Below are 25,064 nucleotides of genomic sequence, written 5' to 3'. Positions count from 1 at the left end.
AAAAAATCTCTGCGCGCGCACTATCTCACTGAAGCGCTTTCGTGGGAAAGTCAGTTCATCATCGAACGAACGCTTCGGTCTGATTCGCCTCACGATCACTAACACCAATTCAGGAATACCTTATGGCTATTTGTATCTGGCGCGGCGACGCGCAGGGCGTGGCCCAGGTCGACAAGGTTACCGTCGACAACGTCGAAGTCGGCGACATCTTTACGCTCACGATCAATCGCAAGACGGTCTCGTACACCGCAACCGCCGGCACACCGGCAAACGTCTACCAGGGATTATCCGCGGCGATCGCCACGGCGGCGATTGCCGAGTTCCCGACAGCCGCCTCCATCGCGGCTACCGACAGCCTGGCGGCGCACCTGCGTCTGACCGGGCCGACCGATGGCACGCCTTTCACCATCACCGGCTCGACCACCAACGGCGGTAACGCCGAAGTAGACGTGGATGTGGTGCAATCTGGAGGCAACGGCGTGAACATGATTCAGCAGGTCAACTTGCCGGCAGGCCTGACCGGTGGAACGTTCACCCTCAGCTTCGAAGGGCAAACAACCGGCAATCTTACGTTCAACGAATCGGCTGTCGACATCGAGTCAGCGCTCGAAGCCTTGTCCAACGTCGGCAGCGGGGACGTCGCCGTGAGCGGCCCCGACGGCGGGCCGTGGCTGATTGAGTTCACCGGTACGCTGGCCGCAAGCACGCAAACGTTACTAACTGGTAGCGGTGCGAACCTGGCAGGTCAATCGGTCAGCGTTACGACCACCACCGCGGGACAGCCTGGGGACAACCATCGGCTGACGATCACCGGCACCCAGGCCCTCAGCGAAAGCGTTCCAATCGGGTTCTATCTTATTCCCAACGAGCCCGACGCCACGGCTTCGGGAACGGTCTCGTCCAATCATACCGATGCCCAGTGGCTGAGCCTGCTGGCACACGTTTATGGGCTTTCCAACAGCGCTTCGCTGTCGATGGTTCGTACCACTTCCACCACCGCGACGACGCGCACCTTTACGATTGAAGTAGAGATCGTCGCCGAGAAAGGGGGCCAAGTCGTACTTGCCCCGACGGTAACCCGTTCGTCCTCGTCGTCGTACGATCTTGCTGCCGTAGTCAGCAGAACCATCGTCAGTACCGGCGGCAACTCGGCCAACGAAGTGCAGGTCGTCGCGCTGCCTGGCAATCCCTCCGGCGGGACCTTCACGCTGAGCTTTCAAGGACAAACGACCAGCAACCTCACCCATGACGAGTCGGCAGCGGACGTTGAAGCGGCGCTCGAAGCGCTGTCGAACATTGGCAGCGGGAATGTCTCGGTCACCGGCGACGACGGAGGACCATGGACGATCGTGTTCACTGGTGGCCTGGCCAGCACCGACGTTGCGCAGATAACTGCCAGTGGTGCGAATCTGACCGGCGGCACGGTGACCATCAGCACCATTCAAACCGCTGTCCCCAATCAAAACGAGCAAGTCCTACTGACCATGTCGGCCAGCGTCACCAGCGGCACCTTCACGATCAACTACGACAGCAGCGATTCGACCGACGTTGCCTACAACGCGACTTCTGCCGCAGTCAAAGCGGCTCTCGAGTCGACAGGCAGCATCGACAGCGGCGACATGAACGTCAGCGGTCCGGCCGGTGGCCCGTGGCTGATCGAGTTCACCGGAAATCTCGCCGGACAGAACGTCACCACGATCACGACCAACGGCACGAACCTCGTCGGCGCCGGTACGCAGTCCCTCACGATCACGTCCCTTACGACACCAACCGGCTCGGGCTACTGGAACAACGCCAGCAACTGGTCGACCAGCAGCGTCCCGGTTAACGGCGACACGGCGATCCTGGAAGCGAGCAACCGTGCGGTGCTTTACGGTTTGGATCAATCTTCGGTGACGCTGGCCGAGCTGATCGTTCGCGCAAGCTTCGTCGGCACGATCGGTCTTCCGCGCGTGAATCAGGCCGGCTACCTCGAATACCGCGACACTCATCTGAAAATCGGGGCAAGCAGCGTTCGCATCGGCGAAGGGGTCGGCAACGGCAGCGAGCGAATTCATCTCGATCTGGGAAGCGTGCAAACCGACGTGACCGTGGCCGATAGCGCGACGCCCACCGGGCTGGGTGAGCACGCGGTGAATCTGCTCGGCACGCATGCCGCGAATGTTCTTCGAGTGTATCGTGGTAGCGTTTCATCGGCACCGTATGCCGGGCAGTCGGCGGTGTGGGCAACGCTGCAAGTCGGTTTCGCCGATGACCCGACCGGCGACGTCGAACTGCTGCTGGGAGACGACGTAACGCTGGGCAGTGTGGCCATTCATGGCGGCCTGGCCACATGTCTGGGCAAAAGCGGCAGCGCCATCACGTCGCTGTTGGTAACCGCCGGAAACGTCACGCTGGGCGGCACCGATGGTCTTTCTCAGCTCAACGTCGAAGGGGGAAACGTCTTCTACCGCACGACCGGCACGCTCGGCGGCAACACGGTTGTCGGCGGAAGTGGCACGCTCAGCTTCGAAGGCGATCTCCGCGGCAAGACGGTCATCAATGCGATTACCTGTCGAGGAGACACTGCCAATGTGCTCGATCCGCAAGGGGTGGTCGCCGACTTGACCGTGCAGTATCAATCGACGTCTCGCTTCCCGGAACTGGGCGCCAACTTCACCGCAGCGAGGTCCTAACATGGCGAGTCAACCGATTTTCACCTACCCCGGAATCAACGATTACCTCTCGGCCAGTTATACGCTGTCGCACGGCACGCAGCCGGGCAAATTGCACGTGCGCTGCGTCGCGGGTACCGTAAGTCCCGCGACGCAGGGAACGGCCCGTTTCGTCGATCCAGGCACCGGCGTCACCGTCCAGTTGCCGGACTGTCGAATTGATTCCGCCCACATCGAGCTGACCTCCGGTGGCGACCAGATAGTGCGATTTGAAATCCTCGATCAGCGGTGGCAGTGGCGGCTGGGGAGGATCTCCGGCCAGTACAATCTGCGAACCGAAGACCCCACGCAGATCGTGCCGGGCACCGAGAAGTCTCCGCGCACGCTGGCACAGCTGTGCCTGGCGGCGATGGGCGTTCAGCACGCCGACCTTTCCCGCATGCCGAACGAGGCCAGGCCGTTCATTGATTGGGACATTGATAGCCCGGCGTCGGCCTTGGCGGCGCTTGCCGAAACGGTCGGCTGCACCGTGGTGCTGAAGACCAACGGCCGCGTCTCGATCGAGCCGGTCGGCCAAGGCAAAACACTGCCGATCAATCCCTTCCTGCTACAGGCAGGCAGCGGTTACGATCCGCCGGAACTGCCGATGGGTATCGAACTGGTCGCGGGACCGACGAAGTACCAGGTCGACTTCGAGCTGGAAGCAGTCGGCGAAGACATCGACGGCGAGATCAAACCGATCGACCAGCTCAGCTACAAACCGAAGCAAGGCTGGGCGTTTGAAAACCCCTGGACCGACAACGTCGATCCGCGTTACCAAGAACTTTCGCAGCAGTCGATCTTCAAGATGTACCGCATCAAGGTGCCGGACTATCTGCCAGGCGTGCTGAAGAAACACGGCAACCGCCTGAAGAGCATCGATGAAGTCTTGCCGCTGCTGCCGCACCAGATCGACGACGACCTGCTGCCGGATAACACCCGCAAACGTCGCACGCCGTGGGTCTACGGAACGTTTGCCAAGGGAGAGCTTGCCGCCCTGCGCCGATCGACGCAGCCTCCCGACGCCAATCTGGACAAGCATCCCGAGCAGCGCTACGAGCGATCGTTCACCGTGGATCATCGTCGCGGCATCGTTCGCTTCGCCGAACCAGTGTTCGACTACATCGACCACCCAGCTATGCAACTGCGTAAACCAGCTGAGCTGCGGTTGCGGATCGCCGTTCATTGGCGCCGTGATCAAACCCGGGCACTCGAGCACTGGAGCACGCTGCGAGGCCGGATGTCTTCTCGAGACTATCCGCTGGTCGTTCACCGCAGCGACATCGCGCTCGAGGTGAAGCACGACGAGAAGACGTCGCGCGTGTGTAACAATCACGACCAGGTCGCGAAGCAGGCCCGCTTCTATCTCGATCAAACGATCGCACAGCTGCGCCCCGCGCCGATTGCCAGCGCCCAATACGTTGGTCTGCAGCCGATCGAGCCGGACGGAGCGATTCGGCAGGTTTCGTGGCGGATTGAAACGGACGGGCCGATGGCCTCGAAGACGACCGCCTCGCTCAACTCCGAGCAGCTTCTGCTCGACGCCAGTTACGAAGAGAAGCGATTGCTCGAAAGGGTACGCCAGAACCTGCATTGGCAGCAACAAAACCAACAGGCAAGGGGAGTATGACATGGAGAGCCCTAGTCGGCCCACCGACGCCCAGCGCTGGCTGCGGTTTACAAACGTAGGCGCCGAAACCATTCCGCCGTTTGCCATCGTCGGTCCGCAGCACGATCAAAACGAAACGTACGACGCAATCGAGAGTAACAACGACGTCGACTTCGCGCTGCGTCTGGGAAGACCGCACGCCACGCAGCATGGCCACGATGCTTCGTTGTTTTACATCAACGGCTACCAAGATATTCGCCCCAGCAGCCGGGGACGCTGCACGCAAACCGGCATGATGCAGGCCCTCATCGGCTATCCAAACAACAGCCCACCGGCCTGGGGCGACGGATTGTCGATCGACGCTTCGCAAACGAAAACACCCTTTTACCTGGTGCCTGGCAGCGGCGGGTACAAGTTCATCGACTTCGACGGCTGCCCGAAAACGACGTTCCGAGATTCGACGCGAACGGACTATCAGTTCCAAATCGGATGGATCGTTCCGGCTTCCCAAAGCATGGTGCTAGACGGTGCGATCATCAAAGACAGCTCGACGCTGACGACGCTTCCTGCAGGAGGCATTCTCACCTTCAGTGGTCGCGATAATCCCGAGCTTGTCTCGTTCGGGCTCAGTCGAAGTCGATCCTATTCGAGCGAGGTCGAAAGCCTGCAAGCCCGCGGTTTCCATTGCATCCACACCACCGGCCATTACTTGCTGAGCTTCACGGCCCGCGTTCGGTCGACCGATTCGGACATCAACACGAACATTGCCAGTAACTTATTGTTGACCTGTCGTACTAACCGCGTTGGCAATACGCAAGAGTTCAAGACGGCCGACCAGGTCGAAGCGTTGGCGGCGGCCGGCGATCTGGATGAAGAGAGTGCCGACTACATCTTCCATAAGCTACGAGTTGCGGCGGAAGACCAGCCAGCGGATACAAATCTGGTCGAAGGGGAAACGGTCGAAGTCCATCGGCACTGGCAGACCGTCAGCGGTTCAACCGTGCTGGAGTTGACCGAAGGGGAACTGCTGTTCATCTATAACCCGACCGGCTACGAGATCGAAGTGTCGAGCATGTCTGGGACGCTGGTACTGTTATCGGGCGCTGGCCATGGTTCGATTTCGTCGTCTTCTGCATCTTCCAGCAGCAGTGATGAGGCCGGCAATACCAACGCCACGCAGCTAGGGGGCAGAATATCAACGGTTGAAGTCGCCGTCGGAACGTTGGAATCCGATCTGGGAACGCTCGAAGCAACGGCAACGAGTCAGGCAGCCACTATCACTTCGCACACGGCAACACTGGCTTCGCACACAACCAGCATCGCGACGAACGCGTCCGGAATCACCACCAACGCGTCGGCCATTGCGGACCATGAAACGCGAGTCTCCGATCTTGAAACGTTCGAGACTTCGGCCACGACTGCTATTGCGGGGAACGCTTCGAACATCTCGACCAACACCACCGACATCGCCACCAACGCGAGTGTCATTGGCAATCTCGAAGCTTTCCAGGCAACCGCGACGACAAGCATTGCAGCCAATGCCAGTGACATCGCTAGTCTTCAAACCTTTCAAACCACGACGGAAGCGATTTTTGCCGCCGCCATCGCGGATGACACGTACACGACGGCCGCGGGCGACGAGATCACCACGGCGAATGGAGTCGTGACGGGCTTCACCCAAGGGGCGGTTACGCTTCCGGGAACGGCCGGAACGAACACTTACTTCCTGCAAACCAATGGTGCCGGTGGAACGGCCTGGGCGAAGGTGGTCCACCAGAATTGGAGCGAGAACGATTCCGGGCATCTTGTCCCCGATACCAGCAACATTCGCGACATCGGTACGACGTCGCTCAAGCCCCACAGTCTGCACCTGGCCGGCGATGCCCATATTGACGGCCTGGTCGAAGCGACCGGCCTGACCCTAAGCGCGACTACGAGTCTGGGCGACGTCATCGCCGAACTGAAGGGGTGGGGACTGATCGTTCGCATCGACTCTGGCGATACCGAGCATGATGTGAATGTTTCGTCCGGGTATGGATTCTCGGGCGGAAGCACGCAGCGCAAACTGCTGGCACTGTTCACGGCTAGCACCAACAGCGGCATGACCAAGCGGTTGGATGCGTCGTGGTCGGCAGGTCACGGCAATGGGGGCATGGCGACCGGCACTGTTGCAGCCAACGCCACGTACTACATTCACCTGATTGAGAACGATTCAACGGGCGTCTGCGACGTGATGTTCGACACGAGCGGGGCGGCTACGAATATTCCCTCGGGCTATACGCGATACTGCCCCGTCGGTCGCGTGCGAACCGATGCCAGTTCCCATATCCGCTATGTGCAAAGCCATGAATCAGCCCTCGGGGGGGCGTACGTCGATACCCAACCAACCGACGGCGAATATTTGAAGTACGATGCCGCAACGGGCCGCTATGTCACAGATATACCCAGCGGCGGCAGCTCGCTGACGACGGTCGAAATCGACCAGACTAACAGTCCCTACGCGTCATCGGCAGGCGAGCGGGTGAACTGCACGATTACGTCCAACACCGAAGTCGACCTGCCTGCTTCCCCTGGCGATGGCGACACGGTGCTGGTACGGCTGCATTCCACTTCCAGCGGGGCGACCGTCACGATTGATCCTGGGGCGGAAGCATTGATCGGGGAAGACACGCTGTACATTGGCAATATAACCAAGCAGCTGCACGACGAGATCGAGTTCCAATTCGACGGCACGCGCTGGCTGGCCACGGCCAGAACATATGGCCACTTCGACCGCATGACCCTTTCCGCCGACATGACGGCCAACACGGCCGGCACGCCAACACTCATTCCGCATGATCAATCGGACCCCGATCAATTGGGCGATCTGCGAGTCGGTTCGAAGGACGTCATCAAGCGGGCCAACTTCTATGAAATCACGGTGCAGTCGAGTCCACGCAACAACCTGAGCGATCAGACCTACTACGAAACGTTCGGTTACGTGAACGGCACCAAACAAGTCGTCGGCGGCGATACCAGCAGCGGCATGACCAATAGCTTGAACGCGTTCGGCACGCGGCGGATGTGGTTGGAAGTGGGGGACGAAGTCACTCAGTACATGATGTGCGGTCAGGCCAACAAAGGAGCCTGGGCTGGCAGTGCAGGGTACACATCGATCACCGTGAGGGAGGTTAAGTAAGGAATGGGAATTCTTATCATTCGCAACAGTAGCCCGTCGTTCGTCCTGTCGGCACCAGACCCACTACCTGACTATTGGGAGTCGGCCACAATTCTGGACGACATGCTTGATAACTTCCTGGATGCCTTGGACGTGTACGACATTTCAGGTGCATTGCGCTCGTATATCGAGACGTACGGCCAGATGCGAGCCGACGCACTGATCACGGCACGCGTGAAAGACATCGAAGCTGGCAGCGGCACCGCGAACGTCGACAAAGCAGTGAAACGGCAAGAGGTGGAGACCAAGTACGCTGAGGCCATCGCGGCGGGGTACGGCACAGGCCTGGGGTTCTCGCTCAAGCTTGGGGAACAAGATCAGCGGGTACTGTTCGATTACCAGCAACGACTTCTGCGGCAACTCAGCCAACCCTCTCCGCAAGTTGCGCTGGCCGACGTCAAAGTAGTCAAAGGAACCGACGACACCTGGCACTTGGCCACCGTCGAGCAAATCATCGTCGCCATCGACGGCGGAGCAGGGCACGTCGAAAGTCTGAATGGAGCGTATGCCGGTTACGAAGCAATGTTGGCGGCGGGGGTGGTGGATTTTGTGGTGGCGTTTTAGCAGCGGTGAACACCGGATGAGACAATCCAGGCGTCATGCCGAGCACTGCTCGTTGCATTCTCCTTAGAGCCTGTTTCAAAGCCTTATTTCGGCTGCGATTGTCATCTCGAACGCTGCTGCTTTGTCGGCCTGCATCGACGAATCTAGTGGATTCGCCTGCTTCGGCCTCCTTGCATCAGGCATTCGACCTAACAATCTCGCACTAGAAAACGGTTTTGAAACCGGCTCTAGTCACACCAGGCCCTCTGGCCGGAATGTTCCGAATCAGACTCGTCACGCGTTTTGTAATAATTCAATCCCAGGCGAATCAAAAGCGGTACGATCCCCATCGCGGCGATGCCCAGCATCAGTTGCCATGAGAGGACCGAAGAGATCCCTTCGTCCGCGATCGTGTGTAGGCTCGGCAGGGCACCACCAATCCAGACGAAGATGATCAGTACGGGGAGCATGCTGAGTTGGCTAACCCAGAAGAACGTCCGCAGGCTGATCGGCGAGAGCCCCATCACCAGGTTCACCAGGACAAAGGGGATTTGTGGTATCAATCGCGAAATGAAGAGATAGAACGCGGCACTGTCTTCCAACTGCGTTTGAAACTTTTCCATCGTGCTTCCCAGCCATTGTTCCATACGCTCGCGGAAGAAATAGCGGCTGGTCATGAAAGTCAGCGAGGCCCCCAGACTCGAACCCACGCTGGACAAAATCAGCGCAGGGATGAAGTCGAAGAACCAGCCCACGACAATCGTCATTAACGCGGCCAGTGGTAGACCGATGGCGAAACCGATCGTGTACAGCACGAACACGATACCATACAGCAGGTAAGGGTGATTCGACTGAAACGCCCGTAGTTCCCCTTCCTGGCTGGCCAGATAATCGAGCGAAAAACAATCGGAACATTGCCAGATGGCAATGAATGCCAGCAGCGCGACGCCAGCGATCCAAGCCGCGCGTAGCGCCCAGGTCTTGAGCCACGGATTGGAATCAATTTGTCGCGGCGATGGTAGTTGTTCGCGTGCTTCTGCGTCGAGTTGGTTGGAGACCGTATCCATGCGTTTGCCTTGAGGGTTAGGGCCTTTTGCCCGGGAATAACCCCTATACAGCAATCGCCATGCCGGTTTTTTAGAAAGAGGATTCCGCTACTGTTGGATGACCCCATTCGGCGGCGCACGTCGCGGAAACCATAACGTCGCCGTGGCTGACCTCGTCGAATCCTCGTCTGTAGACTACTTGAAACGAATAATCCTTGGTCAGTGCGTCTTCGTAGCGTGCCAGGGCGAAAAAATAGGCTCCTACCCTTTCAGCTTCCCAGCCGAAGTCTCGGCCTGGAGGTCGGCGATCATCTCGAGCGTGGCGTCCTCCACGGCTCGTTGCCATTGGGTTGGCTCGTACTTCGAGGCGAACGGTTCGCGCGAGTAGGCGAAGATGATGCCGCGGCTGTTGTTCACGATCGCCCCGAGGCCTACGTCATTGAACCCGCCGGCGACGTCTTTCGCTCCGCCCCCCTGACTGCCGTAACCGGGGACCAGGAACCAGGTGCTGGGCATCGCTTCACGCAGTTCGGTTAGCTGATCGGGATAGGTAGCTCCGACGACCGCGCCCACGGCGCCCAGGCCGCACGCGCCGATCGTTTGCTTGGCCAGCGATTCGACATACGCGCCGACGTGGCGATAGATCGGCTGGCCGTCGACGACCAGGTCTTGCAGCATCTTGCCGCCGGGGTTGGAGGTTTTCACCAGGCAGAAGAGGCCGGCATCATTCGCCGTGGCGGTTTCGACAAACGGAGTCAGGCTGTCGTCACCCAGGTAAGGGCTGATCGTCAAGCAGTCGGCTTGCCACGGGCTGCTGGCGCCGAGCATCCCCTTCGCGTAGGCCGTCGCGGTCGAGCCGATGTCGTTTCGCTTGGCATCGAGAATGACCAGCAGGCCTTTCTCGCGGGCGTACTGAATCACTTCGGCCAGTACGATCATGCCGGCCGGGCCCAGCTCTTCGAAGAAGGCGGACTGCGGTTTGACGGCCGGGACGTGCTCGCACACGGCGTCGATCACATCGCGACAGAAGACCAGGTACAGACCAGCTCTGACCTTCGGATCGTGCGTGCCGCGATGTTCGCCCAACAGGTTCTGCGGCAACGATTCAAAGCGAGGGTCCAAGCCTACCACCACTGGGGCTGCCGTGCGAACGATCCCATCGCGAAGACGATCCGAGAAATTGGCCATTTCCTACACCCTTTCGTTTTCAAAACCAATCCAGAATTAAGAGGTTAAACCGGATAGCCGAATCACGAAAGGGACCCTCCGCAGGCTTTGTCACGTCAGGCCATCTCGGTCTGGGGCGTACAGTTGCAAATGATGGCCCGGACAGGCGGACTTTTTTCCTTTTCATTGGGCTGATTAAACCCCTGGGCGTAGCTTTTGGCGACACGCTCGGAAATCCCTGAGATAAGAACATGTGCGCTTTCCTGGCCTGGTTTTCCTTCCACGACAATCACCATCCACCGATCTGGTGACGCTTGAGTGCTGATCATTACGAGTGCCTTCACTAGCGGTTTCGCAAGTTGCATCAAAACGAGTGGGCATCCATGCCCCGCGCGGCATCCCCGCCGCGGTCCTTCGAGTCGCCGCTAGAAAAAGCACGACTCTGTGAACGAGCGCGCAGCTTTCCCCCACTTCGACGTTAAACCGTCACGAAGCAAGCCACGCTTTGCCTATTTAAGAGAGAACTAGGCACCGTCCACGGTCTCGATGCAAACCGGCCGACCCCCAGATCGGACTTGGAAAACTTTTCGTTTCACGTAAGACCTAGTGTACAAGAATAGTGTACATACGTCCACCATCCAGGCTATCTTGTGCCAGCATTTTTAGCCGGGCACAACGCGGACACGGTTGGTCGAAACGAGGGACACTGGCAACCACACTTGGCGCGAATAGACAACGATTTTTAGGTCTTCGAGTTCATTGACTTAACCAGACACCTTATCCGTGTTCATCCGTGGTTGCTCCCTCTTCTCGCGCCTCAGAGCCGGCGGATTGAAAACGCGTTCGCCACGGCCACTGCACGCAGAAGTAGGCGACCAGCGCACAGGCCGTCGCACTCAACGAGATCGGCAACTGCATGGCTGCAAGCGGTCGAGTCAACGGCAAAAACGTTTCCCACCCCAAGGCGAAGTGCACCGCCCAGATGCCGGTGCCCACCAGCATGCTGACTATGGCTGCCGTGCTATTACATGGCGAAGTGTACAGGCCCACGATCAGCGGGACGAACAGCCCGACCATCGTCAGCAGATAGGCTTCTTCCAACAATGCGTAGGCACTCTCGCCGGCATACGAAAGCAGCAGGCTGCATACGGCCACCATGAGGATCGCGATGCGATTGCTCCTGAGCGTGTCGGCCCAACCCAGCCGTGGAAAGACGTTCTGCGCCATCACGCTCGCTGGCGAAAGGATGGCGCTATCGATCGTAGAGAGAATCGCCGAAAGCAGCGCGACGAGAAAGATCACCGCCACCACCGGATGCAGAAACGCGTGAGCGAGTGCCGGCAGGATCTTCGTCTCCATATCCTCAGGAAACAAGATGTTGCCGGCCAGTGCCAAGAGAAGCGGGATCGCTCCGAAGAGGAGATACAAAACGCCAGCGACCAGGCAGGCCCACTTCGCCGTGCGCTCGGAGTTGGCGGCGAATACCCGCTGCATCAAGTCCTGCCCCGGCAAGTTTCCCAGCGCACCGATCGCGAACACGCCGATCCAACCAGCCAGGCTGGCCGCGCTATCTGCGGGAATGATGGTCCACATTTCAGGATCGGTCTCTTCACGAACGCGGGTGAGCCCTACGAGCATATTGCCTTGGCCCAGCTCGAACAGGACGACGCCTCCCAGCACCAGCAAGCCCACCAGCACGAGCGAGATCTGTACCGCATCGGTAAGCGTCACCGACCACATGCCCCCCATCAACGTGTAGCCGGTGCCCACGATCGCCACGATCAAAATGCCCCAGATTAGTGGGATGCCAAAGAACAACAGCAGTACTTCCGCCAAGGCCGTAAACTGCGCGGCAATCCAACCGAAGTAGCTCGGAATGAGGATCAGCGACGAGATCATTTCCGCCGAAGAGCCAAACTTGCGGCGAAAGAAGTCGGGCACCGTGAGCAATTGCATTCGCCACATCGGGCCAGCAACGAACAGCCCGGCGATCAAAAGACAAAAGCCGGCCCCAAAGGGATCGAGCGCGGCGCGCGTGAGGCCGTCGCTTCGTACTTCGTCGGCCGCCGTCAGCATGGTGCCTGCCCCGAACCACGTTGCCAGCAGCGTCATCCAGGCAAACGACAGCGGCAGCTTACGGCCGGCCACGAGGAAGTCTTCGGCATTATGCACCTTCCTTTGGGCAATCACGCCAATCACGTACATGCCCACCAGATAAAGAACCATCGTAACGGCCAGCAGCCACCTAAGCGACGACTCAATTTCCATCGACGGAAAGCCCTTATTGCGGCGAAGAACGACTTTCCTGCGACCGGCAGGATCGGCGGACGAGCTTTCAATGTATCGAAGTTAGGCCGCGTGCAAATATGGCCGCGGTTTCTTCCCGGAAGATTTGCCACAGTGGACACAGAGAACGCCGAGACTTCCCTTAACGCATCACCTGCATGGCAACGAACACCACGGTAAACAAAGCGAAGAAAGTCAGGCCCATGCATACTTTCTGCGGAAGCAGAAACTTCTGGCCTTGGTTGTGCAGGAAGAGCCCAACGCCTCCAATAGCACCACAAGCAAGCGCGATGGCGAGTAGAAATACGTTAAGCAGGAAAGTGGCCATGGGTTCAGCGTCAAGAATCTGAAGATAGAAGGAGAGGCTCTCAAACCACATCGGGCCCATGGTAATTATCCCGTGCGCGTTACTCAATGGCTAAACTTGGTTTTTCCATATACGTTTTATGCTTACTATCCCGTGATCATAACGTCATAGACAAAAATAATAGGCATTCAAATCATTGACTTACCCTAACACGCCGGGTTAAATACACGCGCGTTTCTTCCCTCGCAAGCGACAACGGCAGCGAGAACACTCCTTCCTCCATCGCAAACCTCTATTCTGGCGGCGCTGACGTCAGTCTTTCTCATGGATTCCTTCATTCGCTTTGCCTGTGGTCAATGCGGTAAGAAGCTAAAAGCTCCTATCCAATCGGCCGGTGTTTCGACCAAATGCCCCAAGTGCGGAACTCCCTGCAAGGTGCCTGACGCAGCAGAAATTCCGCCGAGCCCGGAGCCTCAGGCTCCGCCTCCGGTGCCTCCGCCAGCGGATCCGATCAACAGCGAATCGCCTTCTTCCAATCTGCCGTTGTGGATTGGCGGAGGTGTCGTCGCTGCTGTGTTGGCGCTCGCGACAGTTGTTCTCGTAGCCATGAACATGGGATCAGGCGAAGGGGAAAATCCGCCGGGCCAGCAGATTTCCAACTTGGCGGGTACCGATACCCCAGCAAATCCTCAAGCCCTCAATCAGAGTTCGAGCGATTCACCATCGGCGCAGCAATCGAATATAACGCGGCCGCCGCGTTATGGTGGAAGCTACGCGCTGACGGCCGGCGGCTTGCCGATGCAACCAATCCCATTGGAAGCGGGACAGGCTCCACCCAAGAATCTTATTGGTGTTCTCGGCGATGGCAGGTTTCGCCATGGGAACGTCGTGCGGAAGGTCGTGGCAAGTCCCGATGGAACGCAGGTGCTCACAGTAGCTGGCAATCCCGAGACCTTACACATGTGGGACGCGAAGTCTGGTCATATTCAATATATTCTGCCGGGAATCAGGTCAGGCAATCGTTTCCGCTCCGCCGCGTTCTCGCCTGATGGCACGAAGTTGGCAACTTATGGTGACTATCAAGACATCTCCGATTCGGCGGTGCGAGTTCACGACTCGTCTACCGGAGAATTGCTCGCCGAAAGATCCGGCTTAGGGCGAATCGGAAGTGGTATCAAATCGGTCTCATTCTCGCCTGACGGCAACTTTGTCCTGGTCGATGAAAAACATCTATTTGACACTGCGACATTGAAAGACAGTACACTCACAACGACGTACCTACCTGAACGCTCTTCTTCAAGATCCACGACTCCATTTTATCACGTCCAGTTTTCGCCCGATGGCAAGACGGCCTTTCTCAAGATCGGCAGCGACAAAGTGGTGTGGGTTGAAGTCGGTAGCGGCAGCGAGATTCTTCGTTTTGAAGACAGAAGCTGCAGGCTTTCGATCGACGGTAACTTCCTCAGCGTTGAAAAGGGTGACGAGCTTCACATTTTTGACTCAAACGGAAAACTACACGGCAAGACCGAGCGCCGTTCGAACCAAACCGTCATCGACGATGCCTGGATCTATAACGAGGAAACCGGTTTAGTTGCCGGCGTGGAACTCATCAACTACGAAACCGGGGCAAAGCAGTACATCATTGAGCCTCGGCGCGTTGGCACTCTCCACTCACTGCATCTTCAACGCTTCAACCAACTTTTGCTATTCCCCAGCGCTGAACTCGATCAGATGAGTGTATACGATTTGCGAAATCGCAAGCTGATCGCCTCCTTCCCGAGCACGATGGTTTGGCGGGATCCGGTTGTATCCGCCGACCATCAATGGTTTGGCCACTTTCTGGCTAAGGAAGGAATCGTCAACTTAGACAACGCGGAAAACAGTGGCGGAGGCTATCAGCTATCGATCAATCACGGGACCGAGACTCGGGTCCCTGTTTTTGCATTGGATATCAGCACTAACGCGAATGCCGCATTCGCAGCCATCGGAACGGAACTGGTCAAGTGGGATCTCTCCTCGGGTTCAAAACTGATTCGCGAGGATGACTTCATTCGAGAGCCAGGCGCATTGTCGATTGCACCCAACCTGAGGTATCTCGCCTGTGCCATGGAAACTTATGATAAGACGAACGGAACGTTCGTCGTTTGGGACTTGGCAGATGCTACCTCACGCAACATTGCCATCGACCGGACCGAGAAGGTTTCGGGAATCGCGTTCTCGCCAGACGGACAGAACTTTTTTGCCTCTGAGCAAGATGCAAGTCGCTTGATCGAAGTGGCCGGCGAGCGCGAACGGTATCAGGCGACCAGGTCTGGTAACCGCATGTCGTACTTCTCGATGAATGGAACGCATATTTTCACGCCTGATCGGACTTTGGATGCTACCAATGGCGATGTGATTCATGATTTGGATCAGCCACGTCTGAAGTCTCTCTGGGCGTATTCTCCCGAACATGAGGTTGCCGTCCTGTCGGGCGAAGTCGGGTGTTGCGTCATCTATGACCCTAAAACGAACCGTGTCCTTTCGGCGTTTAAAGCCCACTACGGTCCGATGGGCTTCTTAACGGGTCCTGATCAACTCGCGATCTGGAATCGAAAGGAGGGCGCGGTCGAACTGATTTCACTCGTCGATTCGCGAAATGGCCTTGTCGTTAAAGGTGCCGAAATCAATGACAATACGATGACCCCACTGATCGCTTACGGTGATCATTTCCGTCCAGGCAATAATAGCGGCAGCGGATTTTCTGGCCAAAGCCCTCAGGAAATTCTTGAGCGTCAAAAGAAGATGAAATTCCCCGAAGCGCAGTCGCAGAAGGTCATGCTCCAGGGGATGGATGAAGGCTATACCGGGTCGGCACCTCACTTCATCGGCGGCAACCGAGTCGCCGTCGGAAGTGGCAATTCGCTTAAAGTATGGAATGCCCGAACGGGAGAAGTCCTACTCGAAACGCAAATCGGTTCCGATATTACGGCCATGGCCAGTTCCATGGACGGGCGTTATATCGCGGTCTCAACGCCAGTAGGCCAAATACTCATCTTCGACGTCGATGCCAACTAAGCGAGTAACGACGGCCAATCCTACAAAGCCAAGGAATGCCTCGCTCATGCAGGCATCACGATGGCATCGGCAAAATTACCCCAGTTCGTCCGGCAGACCTTCCTTCGCCAGTTCCTCTTCTCCATCAGAAAACAGACGCAGATAAGTCGCGCGGTGTCCCTGGTAGCTTTCGGCGAACATCTGTCGGTCGGAAAGATACTCGCTTTCCTGGAAGTCGGTGCGGTTTTGCTTCAGGCAATCGATCAGCAGGTCGCTGGCGGCTTTCGTTTCGCCGCGCTGGTGCCAGATTTCGGCCAGCATGCTCATCGTTTCGCTGCGGTAGTAACTATCCATGCCGTCGCGAATGTTCAGGAAGAACGGTTCGGCGACATCATATTGGCCGGCCAGGTAGGCGGCACTGCCAAGTCTTCCGTAACCAAGGTTGTGCTGCCAGTGGGGTTCGAAGACCTCGATCGTAGCCGCGATCTCCGCTTCGTGGTTCTGCGATTTCAAGGCATCGACGTACGCGTCGAAACTTACCCCCAGAATGCCGAACGAATCGAACGCTTCCTCTTGCACCGTTTCGCTGGCGTGCTGGGCAGCGGTAAGCAGGCGCTGGTACGCTTGGATAATGGCCTCGTGGCGATCGACCTTTTTGGTTTCGACCAACAAATCGATGTAGCGCTCGAAATGGCTGGCGAGCAGGCTGTGGTTGCCGAGCAGCTTCTTTTGATGGGGGCAGCCAGCATCGACCGCGTCGTCGAGCAACTTCTCGTAGGCGGCCAGGTACTCCTCCGGCGATCGACTCGGCGTCTCTTCCACCAGGAAGCTCTTTCGATCAGGCTGATCGTTGAAGCCCAATAATTGCCGGCCGACGTGGATCTTCAAGATCACACTTTCGTGAACATCGCTTGGCTGCTCGGCCTGCGGGAACCAGGTACTGCGCGCGCCATCGAGCACCACCCATCCTTCCGCGCCGGCCAGCCTAGCTGTTGCCAACGCGACAAACCGGGCAGGGATGTTGAGCTTCGGTGAGATCTCGGCGACCTGCGTGATGGTCGGGGACTCAAGCGGATCACCGGTCCACTGGGCGAGCATCCCGGCGTACTCGTTCGGATCGGTCACTTCCTGTTCGTCAATCAGTTCGGCGTGTTCCATTTCCCAATAGCAGTGGATCGCGTAGACGTCCTCCGGCGGCCGTTGATTCATCTTGTACAAGAAGAAACACCATGTCACGCTGCCGACCAGACCACAGTCGATGTCGTCTTCTTCGAGACCGGTATCATCGCGCAAGACGTAACGAATCAACCACATCGGCCGGCGTTTCCCCTCAGGCGGCCAGTTGAGTTGCCGGTGATCGACGATCTCGAGTGAATCAGGGGCCTGACCGAGTTCGTTCGGATGCGATAACCAACTTGAGAACTCCGCTTTGGCCTGAAACGATTCCTCCTGGGCTTCGCTCGGAATCAAGTCGGCGCGCTCGAGTTCTTCCAGGTAGCGCTGGGCGGTGTCGCTGTGGTTAACGTCCAGGCAGAACCTGGCTAGTACTTCCAACCCGCTTTCGCGCCCCAGTTCTCCGGCAGCCCAGCCAGCCTCCATCTGCACGCCAGGGTCGGGGTGATCCATGGCCAACGCCAATAGCTCGTCGCGGGGCGGATTGCTGATAAACGGCAGTGCGGCCGTCGCACTGTGGGCGTAGCTAAACTTTTCGGGATCGGGATCCTCCAACCACTGCCTGAGCATCCGCGTACCGGCCGACGAATCAAACGGATGCTGGTCGAATGCACCATTGATAGCGGCGCCGTTAGCACTATCCAGCAGGCCGATCGCCACAAATCCGGTTGGCAGCGGGTCGCTGAGGGCCTGCAACACAAACTCGCGCTGCGGGTGTTCTTCGGAAAACGTCGACAGGATGACATGCCACATGAAGGCTTCCGGCTTGAGCGACATCCGCGCCGCCTCGACCACCTTCTGGGCACCCTCGAAGGAGCCGTACATGGCCAGGATTTTCAGAACGTACAGCAGGTCGTCGACCTCCTCGTTGCTGGCGTCATCGACCATCGCGTCGAAGATGCGGATCAACTCTGGCAGGCCTTCTTCATAAAGCTGCTCGAAGGCGGGGCACTGCCGTCCGTCAACGTCCTGAAACAGCCCAGTCAGTTCGTGCAGCGGGGTAGAAAAGTGCTTGGTGCTGTAGGAGCGATCGCCCGGCAGCGTGCTGAGCGCCTCGCAGATGGCCTCGGCGTCCCTTTTGGAACTAATCACATAGTCATCGAGGCCGCGGAGCTCTTCCACCAAATCTCCGCCTGGTTTGAGGCCTCGTTTGAGGGCGCGTCGCAAAGGACTACTGAACACGGGGGCTTGCTCCTGAGATGTCTATCGTGCCTATCTTCGCAGGGAGAGTTGTCGCCGTTCGGCTACAGGCTTCCGCCCTGATTGGCGGCATTTTGCCAGAATAGAAGGAAGTTCGCCATCGCGGGTAGGGTAGCCGACCGGGGCGTTTTTCCTGCCGGATAATGTTGTCCCGGCAAACGTGCATGAATTCGGTAGAGGTCGCTCTTCTCTAACCTGCGTAGCAGAAGAGGCCCCTTCGATGAATGCCCTGAAACCCCGCGCAAAATGATAAGGATTCTATTGCAGATTGAATGATATCCCGATATTATCGTAACCTGAGGGGGTTACCCTTTTTTCTCTTCTAATATTAATTCTTTTCTTCATGCGAGGTTTTCCCATGCGAAAACAAGGCTTTACGCTGGTCGAATTGCTCGTCGTCATCGCAATTATTGGGGTGCTGATCGCCCTGCTGCTGCCTGCGGTGCAGCAAGCTCGCGAGGCTGCCCGGCGGATGCAGTGTACCAACAACATGAAACAAATTGCGATTGGCATGCACAACTATCACGACACATTCAAGTCGTTTCCGTGCGGCGCTTTGGCATTGTCCAGCCATCAGAGCAACGCCGAGAACGATGGCGTCTGGTACCGAGGAATGCACGGCTGGCCGGCGCTGATTTTAGACTTCGTGGAAGCGGCAAATCTGTCGACAAGGATCGACACCAGCAAGTTGGCGTGGACAAGCGAAAGAGCGGACAATTGGTTCGACGAATATGGCTCTCACGGAAATACGGACAATCAGTACGCGGCTCAAAACATGCCGGCAACGTTCGTCTGTCCAAGCGCGGCCCGGCGCGGTCCCGAGAATGAGTTCAAGGACTACGCGATGAATGCGGGGAACTCTGGTAGCAGTTGCTGTCCCGAACGCGCTCTGCGATTCAACGGTATCGGGTATAAGAACAGCCACGTCAGCTTTAAGGATATCACCGACGGCTCGACCAATACGTTCCTGCTACTGGAGCAGAAACACAACAACGATGTCCAAGAACTCAAAGACCAAGGGGCTTCTTCGAATCCATTCTTCTGGGTGAACCATAACTCCGAAGGCCTCGCCATAGCCAATCAAGGCGGCACCAGCTTTCCTCCCAATGTCATCATTGACAACCTGTCGTGTCGTACATCTCGTAGCGATCACCCAGGGGGTCTCTTGGCGGCCATGTGTGACGGCAGCGTGACCTTCATTCCAGAGACGATTGCCCGTGATCCTTGGCGAGCACTGCACACGCGCAACGGTGACGAGGTGGTAACGCTTCCTTAATCGTCCGCTTCACGAGTCTTGGGCATTTGCCCAAGAGCTTATCGTTGGCATCTGCTATTGGAGTTCGCATCCGATATGAAGTCTACCTACGCGCATTCGTTGACGTTACTGCTGATCGCCGTGCCCATGGCTCTCGCTTTCACGGCCTGCGGCGGCAACGATTCGGGCTTGTATCAAGTCAAAGGTCGGCTCACCCACGATGGTGAGCCGATCCCGCAGATGAAGATCATTTTCGTCCCTGAAGATACCGGCATCCATCCAGAAAGCTACGCCACCACCGACACCGAAGGGCGGTTTGAAATGAAGGTGGTCAGTACACCCGGCGTGGCGCCCGGTAAGCATACCGTTTTCGTTCAAGATCCTGCAGCCGTTCAAGGGGGCAAGACCAGCACCGACAAAGCCTATCTGGCCGTGCTGAAGAAATACGGGGACGAAGAATCTTCCCCGTTCACCATAACCATTGAAGAAGACCTGCCCGATTTGGAGTTAAAGCTCGACTGATCACCTCAGTCTAGAAACCTGGAAAAGCGACTTAGGCAGGGCTTTGTCCCAGCCTAAATTCGTTAGGGCAGAGGCTGAATCACAAATCAAGCAGGGGACGGGCATAGCGTCTCAGTCGTTCCACAGAGCCCACGAATGAGTACCCACTCGATTCCTCTTCCGCTTGTTCGGGTGCTCTGCTGCGCGGTGGTGGGCTTCTGCCGTTGGATTGGCATCGATCTGGCAAAGTTCCATGGCCGCGATCGTTAGTTTTGAGGCTGTAAAGTAGCCCCTAGAAATGACTTTTCAGGGAGCCGCCTCAAGAAAATTGTTTTTTTTCTCGTTTACTGCGTAAAAACGAGTGCTTTTCTTGGAAATCATTCTGGGGCTTCGTGAAGTCCCACACCAAGGATCTTTTGGCGAGTCGTTTTCTCAATGAAACAGACCCAATCTGGGAGAGTTTCATTTGATGGCAGCTTTGCCCTTTGACGCTTATCCAAGCACTCATCCAAATATTTGAACGATTAATGCGAAGTTCCCACATAGGCAAACGTCGCAATTCATCACGCTAGATGGAGATATCCCAGGCAATATAGGGAAATATCGGCCTTCTTGGATCTGTTGTTGATGTCGGATCGCGCACAAAACTCGACTGATTTCACATAGACATTAGAAAAATAACTAATAAATTCGTGGCATACGGTTTACCCGGGAAATCATTTTCGATTTTCCGAGATTCCGCGGTCTTATCCATTTCCTTTTCTAATCGGGAGACATCTCATGCGCATTCGGAATGACCGAACTCGCGGGTTCACGCTCGTCGAATTGTTGGTGGTCATCGCCATCATTGGCGTGTTGATTGCCTTATTATTGCCTGCTGTACAGCAAGCACGTGAAGCAGCGCGACGCATGTCGTGCTCGAACAATCTGAAACAAGTCGGGATTGGCTTGCACAACTATCACGATACGTTTGGAGCTTTTCCCTACGGAGTTCGGATAGGTCCATCCAATACGTTTGGGCCTTCTTTTTGGGGAGGCATGTTGCCATTCATCGAACAGGGACCACTTTTTGACCAATTGGATTTCACCATTTCCAATTGCGGGTGGAGTGGCAACAGCGGCGTACTCACCGGCCATGCCCCAGAAACGCTTGTGTGTCCCTCTTTTGCTGGAGATGTCGATACGATTCCACAGAATCCATCCTGGGATTCGGCGACCACTTACATTGGTATCGCCGGGGCGGTCATCAACAACTCAAACTACACTGAATCGCGTACTGCCACCGGGTTCGACTGTTGTTCACACTCCGGCGGACACAACAACGGCGCGACTGCGGCAGGCGGAATGCTGATTGCCAATAAGGTCTTGCGATTCCGCGATGCGACCGATGGTACCAGTAACACGCTTGTGATTGGTGAATTGGGAGGCCGAATGTATACGGCCAATTCCAGCTCGTACGCTAACATTCCTGGCTCCAATGTCTTGATGACCGCCAGCGGCATTTACCATGGCTGGCTGATGGGAACCAATGGAGGCGGAACACCAACCACGCAGCGCGCGTTTAATCTCACGACCATTCGCTATTCGCTACGCCCCCAACACGAAAAACTTCGATCTCGATGGGATCAATGGCAACTACGGTCCCAACAATCCGCTGCTTTCCGATCATCCGGGAGGGGTAATGAGCGTGTTTGCCGATGGCCATGTTGATTTCATCTCAGAAACCATCGACCTCGACATCTTGAAGTATCAAGCAACTCGCGACGATGGCCAGGTGATTCCTGGCGCATAGTCCTTTTCTTTTTGGAACAACGACTCTGATCGTCGCCGGCCAGCTTGCCTGCCGCCGGCGATCGCCATTTGTGCTTCGTTTCCTTATTGCTCATTCATGCTTTCTTCAAGGAACGTGGTATGTCTACCCAAAAGACCGATGGCGGTTTCACGCTCGTGGAGCTTTTGGTCGTCATCGCGATTATTGGCGTGTTGATCGCCCTTTTGCTGCCGGCCGTGCAACAAGCACGGGAAGCTGCACGCAGGATGTCATGCTCCAATAATCTCAAACAGATTGGTATCGCACTTCATAACTATCACGATACGCATAGGAAGTTTCCGCTTGGCGGATGGCGATCGACGGCAGCAACCTCAAGTCCGTTTGGTACATCATGGTGGGGAGGACTACTGCCGTTCATCGAACAAGCAGCTCTCTACGATCAAATCAACTTCGAGGCTGATCGAGCTGGCTGGACCGGAAACTCTTCCGTCCTGGTGGGAACTGCCTCGGACGTGATGGTCTGCCCCTCGTTTCCTGGCGAGACTTCAGGATGGAACAATCGAAGTTGGGATTCGGCGGCGACCTATATCGGGATCGCCGGGGCGGTGATCAACAACACGAATTTCACCGAATCGCGCACGAATACCGGTTTCGGGTGTTGTTCCCATTCCGGAGGTACCAACGATGGCATCATTGCCGCAGGGGGAATGATCTTTCCCAATCAATCGGTTGGCTTTCGCGATGTAACCGACGGTTCCAGCAACACACTGGCTGTCGGCGAGTGTGGCGGTCGGATGTTTACCGGGAACTCCGCTTCCCTGGCGAATATTTCAGGACCAACGGTTTTGGTAACTGCCGGGGGACAGCATGGTTGGTTAATGGGCTCGGAGGGAACGGGAACTCCTCCTGGGTATTCGAATCATCGCGCATTCAACATCACGACCGTTCGCTACGCCCCGAACGAGAAGAACTATGACTTGAATGGCATCAGCACCAACTATGGCGCCAACAATCCGTTGATCTCCGAGCACCCGGGCGGCGTCATGGCCGTCTTCGTCGATGGACATGTCGAGTTCATCGCGGAAACGATTGAACTCGACATTCTCAAATATCAAGCAACGCGAGATGACAGCCAAGTGATTTCGCGGAATTAACGTTCATGGTCTTATCCATTATTATCTCAACTCCCGTGCATCAGCGGGAGCAATTAAGAGGGAACAACAACGTGAAACGAATCAGCGCAACCATCCTATTGCTGGTACTCGTAGTTATGGGATGTGAAGAAGCCAAGCCAGGCTTGAAGGGAGTGCAGGGCAAAGTCACCGTCGACGGTCAGCCTGCTCCTGAAGGTACTCAGGTTAGTTTCAACCTGGTGGGTGGGAGCTACACGTTTACGACGCGTACCGATGCCGCCGGTGGCTATGCGTATCTGCCACCCCCTCAGGCACCTCTCGAACAAGGTGAATATGAGGTAGCCATCTTACCGCCCCCAAGCCAGACAACCGTGGACGAGACAGGCCTATCGGTTGAAGTGAAAACCAAAGGTGCTTCTAAGAGTTACGGGAAGTTCTCTGATCCCAAAATGAGCGGTATCAAGACGACACTCGGTGGTGACGTCATCACGCTTGATATTTCCGTCGAAACGTAGTCGCTTGAATCACAGCAATAACAAAACAAGATCCGGCCAGCGCTTTCTGGTCGGATCTTGTTTTGGAGTTATCGTGCAAGCTTCCGCGAGGCCGCACGACTGGCGTCGGTTTTAAATGATCACGGCCTTGCGCAACCGATCTATCCCAGGATCTCCCGAATGACGTGTCCCTCGACATTCGTTAGACGCCGATCGATCCCATTGTGGCGGATGGTAAGCCGCTCGTGATCCAATCCGAGCAAGTGCAAGATCGTGGCATTCAGGTCGTAGAGAGGGTGCACGTTCTCGACCGCCACTTTTCCAAGCTCATCCGTGGCCCCATGGCTAATGCCTGGCTTGACCCCGGCTCCCGTCATCCAGGATGTAAATCCGTCAGGATTATGATCACGCCCTTGTGATCCCTTTTGGAACATGGGCATCCGGCCGAACTCGGTACACCAGACGACCAGCGTGTCCTCGAGCAACCCGCGTTGCTTCAAGTCACGAATGAGTCCCGCCGCTGGTTGATCGAGAATATGGGCATGCTTGTCGTATTGCTGCTTTAATTTGTTGTGCCCGTCCCAGTTCAACTCGCCTCCACTTGCATAGGCACCGTTGAATAGCTGCACGAATCTTACGCCTCGCTCGACGAGGCGCCGGGCCAGAATGCAGTTTCTGGCAAACGCGGCTTTGGTCTTATCGGGCGAGTCGGCTCCGTACAGCTTCAAGACGTGCTCTGGCTCGCTTTCCAGGTTCATCACGTTGGGCACGCTCAGTTGCATCCGTGCGGCCAACTCGTAGCTGGCGATTCGCGCGGCCAGTTTGGAATCGTGGGGGTTCTCCTCCAAGTGACGTTGATTCATCCGAGAGAGAAACTGGCGCGTCGCGTCATCTTCTTCCGGGGAAATGTCGTAAGGCTTTAAGTGACGAATCGGCCTGGTAGCGCTGATTGTGGTGCCTTGAAACGCGGCGGGAAGAAAACCGGGACCCCAGTTATTGGAACCGTTCTGAGGAACTCCGCGAGGATCTGGAATGGCGACGTAGGCCGGCAACTCTTGCGTTTCGCAGCCCAGAGCATAGGTAACCCAGGCACCCAAGCTTGGAAAACCGTCCAGCACGGATCCCGTCGACAGGAAGTTCTCAGCCGGTCCATGGGTGTTGCTCTTACTCGTCAACGAGTGAACGAAGGCAATGTCGTCCGTTAATTCCGCCAAGTGGGGCAACATGTCCGAGACCATCTTGCCAGTTTCCCCGCGGGGGCGAAATTTGTATTGTGGCCGGGCCAGGTTTCCGGCCGGGCCTTGAAAGGTGACCGCTGGACCATTCTCCATCGGCTTGCCATCCCTCTTTTCGAGTTCAGGCTTGTAGTCCCATGTATCCAGATGGCTCACGCCACCGGCACAGAAGATGACGATCACATTTTTAGCGGCCCCGGGAAAGTGCGATGATCGAGCCTGATACGGACGCGAGGGATCGATCGATTGGGTATCCGCCGCGAGCAGGCCATCTTGTCCCAGCAAACTGGACACCGCGATGGCTCCCAGGCCGCTGGCGGCATCCATAAGGAATCGGCGTCGATCGAACCAATGGATCTTAGGCTCGTCTTGAGGGTGTGGTCGTAACATTCCAAGTC

Annotated in this window: 18 protein-coding genes; 11 read left to right on the top strand and 7 right to left on the bottom strand. The window is 56.8% G+C overall.

From position 1 onward, the window contains the following. Positions 1 to 122: 122 nt before the first annotated feature. Genes Pan97_RS11930 through Pan97_RS11915 form a run of 4 tightly spaced genes read left to right on the top strand, consistent with a single transcriptional unit; the run spans position 123 to position 8,083 of the window. Entirely contained in the window at positions 123 to 2,675 is a 2,553-nt protein-coding gene (locus Pan97_RS11930; RefSeq protein ID WP_144972800.1) for a beta strand repeat-containing protein, read from the top strand. Between the two features lies 1 nt (position 2,676). Beyond that, positions 2,677 to 4,323 carry a hypothetical protein gene (locus tag Pan97_RS11925; RefSeq protein ID WP_144972798.1) on the top strand — a complete coding sequence of 549 codons (1,647 nt, stop codon included), beginning with the start codon at positions 2,677 to 2,679 and terminating at the stop codon, positions 4,321 to 4,323. 1 nt (position 4,324) lies between these two features. Continuing rightward, complete coding sequence (locus Pan97_RS11920; protein ID WP_144972796.1) at positions 4,325 to 7,480, top strand: autotransporter outer membrane beta-barrel domain-containing protein; 3,156 nt, start codon at positions 4,325 to 4,327, stop codon at positions 7,478 to 7,480. 3 nt (positions 7,481 to 7,483) lie between these two features. Continuing rightward, positions 7,484 to 8,083: a hypothetical protein gene (locus Pan97_RS11915; protein WP_144972794.1), complete on the top strand. Its 600-nt coding sequence runs from the start codon at positions 7,484 to 7,486 to the stop codon at positions 8,081 to 8,083. Positions 8,084 to 8,310: 227 nt separating this feature from the next. On the opposite strand, the gene Pan97_RS11910 is transcribed toward Pan97_RS11915, so the two are convergent. The 5 genes from Pan97_RS11910 to Pan97_RS11890 form a co-directional block, all read right to left on the bottom strand. Further along, on the bottom strand, positions 8,311 to 9,129 hold the full coding sequence (locus Pan97_RS11910) for a TVP38/TMEM64 family protein (protein ID WP_144972792.1): 819 nt from the start codon (positions 9,127 to 9,129) through the stop codon (positions 8,311 to 8,313). Positions 9,130 to 9,369: 240 nt separating this feature from the next. Then, positions 9,370 to 10,296 (bottom strand): orotidine-5'-phosphate decarboxylase, encoded by a 927-nt coding sequence (pyrF, locus tag Pan97_RS11905; protein WP_144972790.1) that lies wholly within the window; start codon positions 10,294 to 10,296, stop codon positions 9,370 to 9,372. Between the two features lie 95 nt (positions 10,297 to 10,391). Further along, positions 10,392 to 10,604: a hypothetical protein gene (locus tag Pan97_RS11900; RefSeq protein ID WP_144972788.1), complete on the bottom strand. Its 213-nt coding sequence runs from the start codon at positions 10,602 to 10,604 to the stop codon at positions 10,392 to 10,394. A 448-nt stretch (positions 10,605 to 11,052) separates the two neighbouring features. Then, entirely contained in the window at positions 11,053 to 12,543 is a 1,491-nt protein-coding gene (locus tag Pan97_RS11895; protein ID WP_144972786.1) for a sodium:solute symporter family protein, read from the bottom strand. Between the two features lie 160 nt (positions 12,544 to 12,703). Then, entirely contained in the window at positions 12,704 to 12,949 is a 246-nt protein-coding gene (locus Pan97_RS11890; RefSeq protein WP_144972784.1) for a hypothetical protein, read from the bottom strand. Positions 12,950 to 13,192: 243 nt separating this feature from the next. On the opposite strand from Pan97_RS11890, the gene Pan97_RS11885 reads away from it, so the two are divergent. Beyond that, positions 13,193 to 15,925, top strand: a complete 2,733-nt coding sequence (locus tag Pan97_RS11885; RefSeq protein WP_144972782.1) for a WD40 repeat domain-containing protein — start codon at positions 13,193 to 13,195, stop codon at positions 15,923 to 15,925. 75 nt (positions 15,926 to 16,000) lie between these two features. Here the strand turns inward: Pan97_RS11885 and Pan97_RS11880 are convergent, their stop codons facing one another. Continuing rightward, on the bottom strand, positions 16,001 to 18,259 hold the full coding sequence (locus tag Pan97_RS11880; RefSeq protein ID WP_144972780.1) for a HEAT repeat domain-containing protein: 2,259 nt from the start codon (positions 18,257 to 18,259) through the stop codon (positions 16,001 to 16,003). A 376-nt stretch (positions 18,260 to 18,635) separates the two neighbouring features. On the opposite strand from Pan97_RS11880, the gene Pan97_RS11875 reads away from it, so the two are divergent. The 6 genes from Pan97_RS11875 (at position 18,636) to Pan97_RS11850 (ending at position 23,452) form a co-directional block, all read left to right on the top strand. Beyond that, positions 18,636 to 19,553 carry a DUF1559 domain-containing protein gene (locus tag Pan97_RS11875; RefSeq protein ID WP_165698716.1) on the top strand — a complete coding sequence of 306 codons (918 nt, stop codon included), beginning with the start codon at positions 18,636 to 18,638 and terminating at the stop codon, positions 19,551 to 19,553. Between the two features lie 75 nt (positions 19,554 to 19,628). Continuing rightward, the gene (locus Pan97_RS11870) at positions 19,629 to 20,054 is read left to right on the top strand and encodes a transthyretin-like family protein (protein ID WP_144972776.1); all 426 of its coding nucleotides are present in this window, start codon (positions 19,629 to 19,631) and stop codon (positions 20,052 to 20,054) included. A gap of 759 nt (positions 20,055 to 20,813) precedes the next feature. After that, complete coding sequence (locus Pan97_RS26825; RefSeq protein WP_144972774.1) at positions 20,814 to 21,743, top strand: DUF1559 domain-containing protein; 930 nt, start codon at positions 20,814 to 20,816, stop codon at positions 21,741 to 21,743. Continuing rightward, positions 21,688 to 21,825, top strand: coding sequence for an H-X9-DG-CTERM domain-containing protein (locus Pan97_RS27155; RefSeq protein WP_391529988.1), 138 nt, complete (start codon positions 21,688 to 21,690; stop codon positions 21,823 to 21,825). Before Pan97_RS26825 ends, Pan97_RS27155 begins: the two co-directional genes overlap by 56 nt. A gap of 119 nt (positions 21,826 to 21,944) precedes the next feature. Continuing rightward, positions 21,945 to 22,958 carry a DUF1559 domain-containing protein gene (locus tag Pan97_RS11855; RefSeq protein WP_144972769.1) on the top strand — a complete coding sequence of 338 codons (1,014 nt, stop codon included), beginning with the start codon at positions 21,945 to 21,947 and terminating at the stop codon, positions 22,956 to 22,958. A 71-nt stretch (positions 22,959 to 23,029) separates the two neighbouring features. Then, a complete protein-coding gene (locus Pan97_RS11850) occupies positions 23,030 to 23,452 on the top strand; it encodes a DUF4198 domain-containing protein (RefSeq protein ID WP_144972767.1) in 423 nt (140 codons plus the stop codon). A 140-nt stretch (positions 23,453 to 23,592) separates the two neighbouring features. Here the strand turns inward: Pan97_RS11850 and Pan97_RS11845 are convergent, their stop codons facing one another. After that, a complete protein-coding gene (locus tag Pan97_RS11845; protein WP_144972765.1) occupies positions 23,593 to 25,056 on the bottom strand; it encodes a DUF1501 domain-containing protein in 1,464 nt (487 codons plus the stop codon). Between the last annotated feature and the right edge of the window lie 8 nt (positions 25,057 to 25,064).

It is taken from the genome of Bremerella volcania (assembly GCF_007748115.1).
Taxonomy (GTDB): domain Bacteria; phylum Planctomycetota; class Planctomycetia; order Pirellulales; family Pirellulaceae; genus Bremerella; species Bremerella volcania.
The sequence above is the reverse complement of the archived record's forward strand: the minus strand, read 5'-3'. Positions and strand labels throughout refer to the sequence as shown.